General features: G+C 35.1%; 9 protein-coding genes. 1 reads left to right on the top strand and 8 read right to left on the bottom strand.

Annotation, left to right across the window (positions count from 1 at the left end; genetic code table 11):
* Positions 1–179: 179 nt before the first annotated feature.
* The 7 genes from ureG to FFR48_RS23185 form a co-directional block, all read right to left on the bottom strand.
* Positions 180–776 (bottom strand): urease accessory protein UreG, encoded by a 597-nt coding sequence (gene ureG / locus FFR48_RS23215; protein WP_096572392.1) that lies wholly within the window; start codon positions 774–776, stop codon positions 180–182.
* A 98-nt stretch (positions 777–874) separates the two neighbouring features.
* Positions 875–1564 carry an urease accessory protein UreF gene (locus FFR48_RS23210; RefSeq protein WP_137668995.1) on the bottom strand — a complete coding sequence of 230 codons (690 nt, stop codon included), beginning with the start codon at positions 1562–1564 and terminating at the stop codon, positions 875–877.
* Positions 1539–1997 carry an urease accessory protein UreE gene (gene ureE / locus FFR48_RS23205; RefSeq protein WP_137668994.1) on the bottom strand — a complete coding sequence of 153 codons (459 nt, stop codon included), beginning with the start codon at positions 1995–1997 and terminating at the stop codon, positions 1539–1541. The genes FFR48_RS23210 and ureE overlap by 26 nt, the downstream gene beginning before the upstream one ends.
* Positions 1998–2154: 157 nt before the next feature.
* On the bottom strand, positions 2155–2496 hold the full coding sequence (locus tag FFR48_RS23200) for a cupin domain-containing protein (RefSeq protein ID WP_096572395.1): 342 nt from the start codon (positions 2494–2496) through the stop codon (positions 2155–2157).
* Between the two features lie 91 nt (positions 2497–2587).
* Positions 2588–2998 carry a hypothetical protein gene (locus FFR48_RS23195; protein WP_137668993.1) on the bottom strand — a complete coding sequence of 137 codons (411 nt, stop codon included), beginning with the start codon at positions 2996–2998 and terminating at the stop codon, positions 2588–2590.
* Between the two features lie 40 nt (positions 2999–3038).
* Positions 3039–4133, bottom strand: coding sequence for a DJ-1/PfpI/YhbO family deglycase/protease (locus FFR48_RS23190; RefSeq protein ID WP_137668992.1), 1095 nt, complete (start codon positions 4131–4133; stop codon positions 3039–3041).
* A 191-nt stretch (positions 4134–4324) separates the two neighbouring features.
* Positions 4325–4726, bottom strand: coding sequence for a DUF2267 domain-containing protein (locus FFR48_RS23185; protein ID WP_096572398.1), 402 nt, complete (start codon positions 4724–4726; stop codon positions 4325–4327).
* Positions 4727–5098: 372 nt separating this feature from the next.
* On the opposite strand from FFR48_RS23185, the gene FFR48_RS23180 reads away from it, so the two are divergent.
* On the top strand, positions 5099–5521 hold the full coding sequence (locus FFR48_RS23180) for a DUF6335 family protein (RefSeq protein ID WP_137668991.1): 423 nt from the start codon (positions 5099–5101) through the stop codon (positions 5519–5521).
* A gap of 565 nt (positions 5522–6086) precedes the next feature.
* On the opposite strand, the gene FFR48_RS23175 is transcribed toward FFR48_RS23180, so the two are convergent.
* Positions 6087–6983, bottom strand: coding sequence for a hypothetical protein (locus tag FFR48_RS23175; RefSeq protein WP_137668990.1), 897 nt, complete (start codon positions 6981–6983; stop codon positions 6087–6089).
* Between the last annotated feature and the right edge of the window lie 697 nt (positions 6984–7680).

Raw genomic sequence — 7680 nt, 5'->3', positions numbered from 1 at the left:
TTTCAGGCTTTTGGCGATTAACTTCCGATCAATAGCGAACTGCTTGCAGCAGCGCTTCGCTATCGCCCAAAAATAATTAAAAAATCACGTTAAAATGCCCGAAACCCATACCTCATATTTGGTTGATTCTGTCAATGCGTAAGTCCTATAAAAGTAAAAAAAATATAAAATTTCCAAATTTAGCAGATTTGTGTGGTAATGAATTGAATCACATCCGCTAAACCGATTTTGGTTTTTAGGTTAGTGAAAATAAAGGGTTTATCTCCACGCATTTTTTTTGCATCTCTTTCCATGACGTTTAAATCTGCTCCAACGAATGGTGCAAGATCAATTTTATTAATGACTAATAAATCTGATTTAGTGATACCTGGACCACCTTTGCGGGGAATTTTATCCCCAGCAGCAACGTCTATGACATATATTGTTAAATCAACTAATTCGGGACTAAAGGTAGCGGCTAAATTATCACCACCACTTTCTAAAAAAACTAAATCTAAATCTATAAATTTTTCTTCTAGTTGTTCAATTGCAGCTAAATTCATGGAAGCATCTTCACGAATAGCAGTATGGGGACAACCTCCTGTTTCTACTCCTAAAATGCGATCGCTCTCCAATGCTTGAGAACGTACTAAAAATTGTGCATCTTCTTGAGTATAAATATCATTGGTAACAACCGCTAATTTATATTTTTCTCGCAGTGCTTTACACAAAGCATCTACTAAAGCTGTTTTTCCAGAACCTACGGGTCCTGCTACTCCTACTCGAAAAGCATTCATAAGTAATTGGTGATTGGTGATTGGTGATTGGTAATTGGTAATTAGTAAAATTATTACCTATCTTCTCTTACTGTTCCCTGTTCCCTGTTCCCTGTTCCCTAGCTTCTAAATAATCTAGTATATTGGGTTTCATGCTGCATACTAGCTAAGGATAAACCCCAACTACAACAAACTAGATTATCATCTTCTAAGGTGAGAATTTCTGACATTGTAATATTTAATAATGTTTGCAACTCTAATAATAATTCTTGTCCAGCAGTTTGACCAAGGGGAATGAGTTTGACTCCAGCAGTAATTAAATTATTTGCCCAACTATGCAGATATGCTAATAATGCCGCATCAGTGTTAATTTGCCAATGAGCGCAAGCAATACCAAAGGCGATCGCATAATTGCAAGGATAACCCACTGCGGTAGCTAATGGTAAAGTTTCTGGTGCAAGTTTACTTAATAATTGGATGAGTGATCGCCCCATTTGCCAACTACCAGCGCGTAATTCTTCTGTATCTCTCACCGCAGATAACCACAAATTCCATCGTTTTAAATCTGCTAAATTTCCCATTTTTGCAGCTTCTAAACCCCTAATCATCACAGCGCCATCTATGCGAATTGACCCATAATTCAACTCAGCTTCTAACCAATTTTTTAAGCTATTACTGCTATTAATAGTACCATTTTCTACCAACATTTCCAAACCTTCAGAATAGCTATAAGCTCCCACAGGTAAAGCCGGACTAGCTAACTGTAAAATAGATAAAAAATGACTATGAGTTAGAGTGATGGTGTCCATAAGCTCCTCCATAAGCGCCTAATTCTGGTTGAAAAGGTACAACTTCTTCCTTAATTTCTAACCCTAACTTTTCTAACATCGTGCGTAAAACTGAATCGGGATATAAGCGTAAATAATTAGGAGTAATTTCCACAGGTACATGACGATTACCCAAATGATAAGCTGCTCTTAATAAGAGTAAAGGTGTGTGTGCAACCACAGTCAAAACAGGTTCAGGTTTAGCAATAATTCTGATGAAATTGTTTTGATTTTCATCAGTGAGAAGATCATCATTATGTAAAACTGTACCTCTCGGTAAACGCAGAAAAACCTCCTTTCCATCTGTTAATGTAAATTTGTGACGGCTACGGGTGCGTTCTTCAGCGGTAAGTGGAAGAGTAAAGTTAACGATAGCATTAATATCAGGAGGTTTAACTTTAGTTAAATTCAACATGATGAAAACAATAAATTATAGATATCTTGGTAAATTTTCAGAAATGATATTACAACAAAACAACAAAAATATCAATAATCTGCAAAAATAAATCCCCAACCTTTTACAGAAGTCGGGGATCTACATCCTACACCTTTGATATTTTTATCTTTTATATTTAATTTTCATCCCTAGCATGAATTTGAGCCGGGGGACTCGTCGCTTCAACTGCTGTAAATGGTTGCAGAATTCTATAAGAATGAATTGCACCTTTTGGTACAACCCAAGAACTACCTTTTTCTAGTAAAATTGTCTGACCAAAAATATCTAATTCTGCTTGTCCATCAATTACATAACCAACAGTTTCATATTCCCGTTGAGTTGGTACTTTTTCCTCACCTGGTTCTTCATTTTCCCATAGTCGCATCGAAACAGTTTTTCCCGATACCAGATACTTTTGACCAAGTTTACCTGTGGGAGAATAGGCAGAATCTACTTTTTTAACACTTGTGTCACTCATAATATTTTAGACCGCAAACAGCATGAAAGTTGAAGTATTTTGAACTTTAATGAAGACAGGAGTGAGGACTCCTAACTCATCACATCTTGCTTTATCTCTTGTCTCTCAACATTCTTTCTGGTGGTATATTCTCTTGATAATAACCTGGTTTATCACCAGTAATTGGCTCTAAACTTTTGTCAATATTTGTGCGTACATCTTCTAAAAACTGTCTGGTAGATTCAGGAATAGGTTCATCAAAATTGAGTTTTTCTCTAATATTATCAGCAGTTTCTTGAAGTTGTCTTTGAGTATTTTCTAGCGGCTGCTCATTTCTGATTGCTTCTTGATCAGGAGTACCTTTATAATAAGTACCTTCTGGAGTTGTCACGGTATCAGCTTGTGCTAATAGCATAGCATTACTAGAGCTAAAAGCTTGGAAGCCAAAAAAGGCAAATACTACAAAAGAAATTACTAGCAGACGTAAAATTAGACGTTGAAAACTCTTAAAAAGACGATTCATAATTATCCTTGCTCATAGGGTTTTACTGAATAATAAATGCTTACACCACAGCAGCACTAGAAGTAGGTTTAGGAGGCTTAATACCAGCAGCAATTCGTGAACGATATAGTTCAACTAATCGCTGTTCATATTTACCTAAATCATTGTGAATTTCTTTAAAAATTGCCGTTGCTACTGGGTCAGTATACATTGCCGACAAATGGCTAACATCACCAATACCTGTTTGTACATCACCCAATGCACAACGAATTTGATAGATATCATCACTACCAGTCAATGCAAATTTTACCTTAGCATATTGATTAGCAACATTAGCGCCAAAAGATGGTTTTTCATGTAATCTATGCAGATAAGTTTCCAGTTTTTGAATGTGACGTTGCTTATTAATTATCATTTCTTGAAACAGGTTTTTTACCTCCTGTTCAGATTCTTTTTCTAGATACTTTTCTAGAGCTTCTAAAGAATAACGTTCTCCACCTAAAGCAATATTTAAACCTTTAACAATTTCATTCTTGGTTGAACCACCCCAAGCATCAGCTAACTTCCACCATTCTGCACTTGTGTCTTTTTCATCAGGCAAATTAGCATCTTTACCACCATAACCTAAACGTTTTAAAAGTGCCGTTGTAAAAATTGCCAAGTCTCCAGGTTCACGAGATGTAATCAAATTACCATCCACAACTACAGGCTCATCTATATAATTTGCTCCTGCATTACTGATATCTTTACGAATAGCAGTAAACCCAGTTACTTGTTTACCTTTGAGTAAATCACCTTCAATTAAAACCTGTGGTCCATGACATATTGCGGCTATTAATTTACCTTGCTTCATGGCTTCCCGCACAAAGCAAACTGTGTGACAATTACGCCGCATTTTATCAGGAGCCATACCCCCAGGAATAACCACTGCTGCAAATTCATCAACTATAGCTTCTGTTGTTGTTCCATCAGCTTGTACGCTCAGTTTTCCCCTTTTACCCTTATATTTTTCATTCATCCTTGAACCCAAAACTACTACATCCATTCCCGCTTGTTTGAGTGCGTGACAAGGAATTATAAATTCTAAATCTTCTACTTCTTGTTCAACGAGAATAGCAACTTTTTTCTGACTAGAATGATGATTATTGTTGATCATTGGTTTTCTTCCCCTGGCTAATTATCAAATAAATTGATTTTTTACACTTATTCAGTTTCAGTGATTTGAGCCAGCCATCTCAAACTGTAATTGATTGTTATAGCAACAATCTGGTCTAAAACCGGACTTCGTTCAAAGTTTTTGGAGCAGTGTCTAAGCTAAATCCCTGTAAAATAGACCTCTTGCCTTCGTTATGCTGGCATTTCACTTGTTGATGAAGTGGCAAATAATTCCTCATAATCATGGGTAAAATAAGCATGAAATTTCTTGAATTTCTCTGGAGTTACCGCATTTTGTAAAACCGCAAAAACTGCCCGCACGTGCATTGCTGCTGTAGTTGGTTCTATATTTTCTTTCTGACTAGCACGCTCAATAAACTCTTGCAGATGAAAAGATTGACTAGCTTCTGTTTCTCTGCCACGTAAATATTTACCTAATTCTGGTGGTATTTGTGCAGCTAATTCTTGTGCTTCATCTTTAGGAATCAGTTCTCTCACTGTTTCTAATGTCGCACGAGTAGCAACTTCTGCTTCTTCACGGGAATTTGATTGAGCTAGACTTTGTACATGGGTAATAAACTCTGTATATTCCATTTTTTAATCTCCTCTATTTATTAAATCTGAAAATCTGAAAATAATTTCTTACCAATTACCTTACTAAACTAATTGCTAGTTATAATTGCTAATGATTTACCACCTACTAGATTAATACTTCATAGATTGCTTCACTTCGTTCTCAAGGGATATATTTTTTATAACTAAAGTTATAAATCTTTAGTTAGATAAATATATTTGGTGAAAAGTTGTAATAAAAAAGTTATAATAAAAACGTTAAGCATTCAGCCCTCAGCCATCAGCCATGTAGCTAAAATATTGAAATACAAAGAGTGAAAATAAACAGATGCAGATAAGGTTCATGAAATTAGAATTTCTAAATCTTTGTTATTGCAGCAAGTAGCTATTATCATGACAAAAAAACGAAAAAAACAGGAAAATAAAACTGATGATTTGCCACAGGGAATTACTGAATCCTATGGTACAGGCGTAAAAAACTTACCGGGATATAATATTGGTGAGCGATCGCTGTGGGAAAATAGACAAGAGTATACAGAAAACAGTCCTGAATTTCCTGCTGAATACCCTATTGCAGGTGATGAAGTTGATAGTTATTGGCAAGATACGGTAGGAGATGAAGCTGTGGGTGGTACTGTTGCTACTCCTGAGAAAAATGTAACGGAGGAATTAGAAACAGCAGTAGGTTTAGAAATGAATGATTATGCTTTTCTTCGCACCAACGATATTTTAAAACATCGTGATAATGCACGTTGGGAACTAGATCCGAAATCCTCTGAAGATTATGAACAACGACGAGATGAAAATAATTCATAATCATTTAGGAGTCAGAGGAGAAAAAAACGGAATTTTTGGCTTTTTCCCCTGGAAAGGGAAGGTTTTAAACCTTTAATAAAAAATTATCAATTGTCAATTTTCAACTGATAAACAGATAAACACAGAGTAAACACTATGCTTGTTACTCTGTGTTTTTTATTTTGGTGATTGGGGCAGCTGCACCCATCGTCACGCCCTTTGCTTCTTGTCTGCTAATTTAAAGCGATTTAAATTAGTCCTCATCTGTCCTGAGACTGGTTTAAATTTAGGGTTTTTTGATTAAGATTCTGCCTTTTTATAGTGTTTGCAGTCAGTGATTATTTTTTCATACAAATGCCAACATTTGTAGTCACATTTCAAGTTTTATATATCGAATTTTACCATGTAGATTTAATGACCCATATCTCATAAATTACCAGGTTTTAAAGGGAGACCTTTATTGATCTCCCCCCTTAATAAGGAATGTTGACCTCATCTCAGAAAGGGTAAAGAGTAAAGGTGTTATTACTCCTTACCCTTTCACCCTTATTTGTTACCCAAAAGTTTGAGGTTAAATTTAATTCAACTAATTCAAAGACTGATTAGATGAAATATAATCCTGTTGACAATATTCCTGAGTTGGGGTTACAGAAACCACTTCCACCTCAACAGGTTTTTCTGGTGTGGGGTTAATAATAAATTCACTAGGACCTACATGGGGTTTTTGTGGATTTCCCCAATCATAGGTATAACCTAAACCAGACCAAGGATAATATTCTTTTTTCGCATTGCTGAAAGAATTGGTGTATATTGTCTTAATTACAGGACTGCTATCTGGTACTGGTAAAGGTAAAACATTACAACTAGCATCGTCAATTTCTGGATCAATACATGGTCTGATTAAATCTTCTGCTTTTACCCACATTTCCACAAAATGGGTTTTGCTAGAATATTTGTTTAAAATCAATCCCAAATATTGCTGTAACCTTAGTGAAAGTTCAATTTTATCAGGAATATTGGCATCTATGGCTTGATATTGCTGGCAAAATTCTTTAACTTGTGGTACTGCTGTAAACCATGTTTGATAAGCCAGTTGTTTTTTTGCACCTATTGGCCAATCTACACTGGGGTTACTCACATATCTCCAAGTTGACATTAAATATTCAATTTTGCCATTATTTTCTCTCCATTTAATTCTAGGGTTACTGGGAGATAATGCCCACAGATCACTCACTACTTCATCTGCTAACGGCTGTTTTGCATCTTCAACAGCATCTGCTAATGTCTTGCTCAAAACATTATAAGTTTCTGGTTGATATTGCAATAGATACTCATAAACATTGACAGGTAATTCTGCTTGGGCTAATTGTACATTTAGTATTTGTGTACTATTATTTGCAGCTAAAGCCCGCTGTGACCATCCGAATAATAAGAAAACACAACATAATAAGCCTAGCAAAAATCGTTGTTGCCAATTCTTCATGGTAAATAACCTAGTAGTGTTTATTGCTGTTGGAAAGTAATACTAGGTCAGATTTTATAATTATTTTTTACGAAATAACCAACGGTGTTTATTTTTTTTAACTAAAGATTTATGTATAAGTAGGTAGGCGTTGAAATTTATCGTTGTGGCAAGGCAGGAGGCAGAAGGCAGGAGGGATGAGGTTTTTAGGCATTTTACATTTTGTTACATAACTTGTTTTTTTCATGCCGACTTACTTAAATAAAACCGAAAATTTACGATTTTCTGACAAATTTCAATTCCCCTTTGAATTGAGCAAAATGGTTAATTTTCAAATTTGTTCTAAAAACAAAGTTTTTTATCTTCTTGGTATATCTACTAGATAAAAGCTGAAAATTGAAATTGGATTATACGAATTTTTATTGAAACTATTTAATCTAAGTCGAACTATGTAGTTATATTTTACACATTTATGCCGATAATTTACTCAAATAATTTCCCTAGATGTGTTGCGAGAATTGATACGTGGGTTAAAACGTCGAATCAAAAGAACAAATGAAGAGGTTTAAAAGCTGCTTAAGATTCCTATATAATAGACCTGTCCGAAATATATAACGGAAAAATGGTAGAACGGTAAATGAAAAATATACCGTGGTTCTACCAAAGATGAAAAATATTACCAATTATATACATATGTACCCAAAACGCGCTAGGGGTA

This window comes from Sphaerospermopsis reniformis (assembly GCF_005402885.1).
Classification (GTDB): domain Bacteria; phylum Cyanobacteriota; class Cyanobacteriia; order Cyanobacteriales; family Nostocaceae; genus Sphaerospermopsis; species Sphaerospermopsis kisseleviana.
This window is presented reverse-complemented; position numbering and strand designations above follow the sequence as displayed.

Coding starts and splice junctions, on each gene's coding strand:
- FFR48_RS23210 (WP_137668995.1), bottom strand. CDS start 1,564: ATGGACACCATCACTCTAACTCATAGTCATTTTTTATCTATTTTACAG.
- FFR48_RS23175 (WP_137668990.1), bottom strand. CDS start 6,983: ATGAAGAATTGGCAACAACGATTTTTGCTAGGCTTATTATGTTGTGTT.
- FFR48_RS23200 (WP_096572395.1), bottom strand. CDS start 2,496: ATGAGTGACACAAGTGTTAAAAAAGTAGATTCTGCCTATTCTCCCACA.
- ureG (WP_096572392.1), bottom strand. CDS start 776: ATGAATGCTTTTCGAGTAGGAGTAGCAGGACCCGTAGGTTCTGGAAAA.
- FFR48_RS23185 (WP_096572398.1), bottom strand. CDS start 4,726: ATGGAATATACAGAGTTTATTACCCATGTACAAAGTCTAGCTCAATCA.
- FFR48_RS23195 (WP_137668993.1), bottom strand. CDS start 2,998: ATGAATCGTCTTTTTAAGAGTTTTCAACGTCTAATTTTACGTCTGCTA.
- FFR48_RS23190 (WP_137668992.1), bottom strand. CDS start 4,133: ATGATCAACAATAATCATCATTCTAGTCAGAAAAAAGTTGCTATTCTC.
- FFR48_RS23180 (WP_137668991.1), top strand. CDS start 5,099: ATGACAAAAAAACGAAAAAAACAGGAAAATAAAACTGATGATTTGCCA.
- ureE (WP_137668994.1), bottom strand. CDS start 1,997: ATGTTGAATTTAACTAAAGTTAAACCTCCTGATATTAATGCTATCGTT.